The following is a 241-nucleotide window of genomic DNA, read 5'->3' as shown; positions in this document are numbered from 1 at the left end:
CTGAATTTCTCGATTGCAAAGCCATTTTCAATCACTCCTTTGTCATAAGAATCGCCCAACTTATTCCCACGTACTTTTTTATCTTCTTCAATGTGTCTATACGTTACGTTGTTTTTCGTTTCTCTCGTGATTTCAACACCTTTTTCTTTTAGCAAAGTATTAAATTCTTCAAAGTCTACTGCGTTATCCTTTGTTTCTTCAACTGCCATTCTTATATCATTTTTCCATGACCTTTTATCTT

General features: G+C 33.6%; 1 pseudogene. It reads right to left on the bottom strand.

From position 1 onward, the window contains the following. Positions 1–241, bottom strand: a pseudogene (locus tag SH09_RS12270) (relaxase/mobilization nuclease domain-containing protein); the annotation flags it as partial.

This window comes from Staphylococcus gallinarum, from assembly GCF_000875895.1.
Classification (GTDB): Bacteria; Bacillota; Bacilli; order Staphylococcales; family Staphylococcaceae; genus Staphylococcus; species Staphylococcus gallinarum.
The sequence above is the reverse complement of the archived record's forward strand: the minus strand, read 5'-3'. Positions and strand labels throughout refer to the sequence as shown.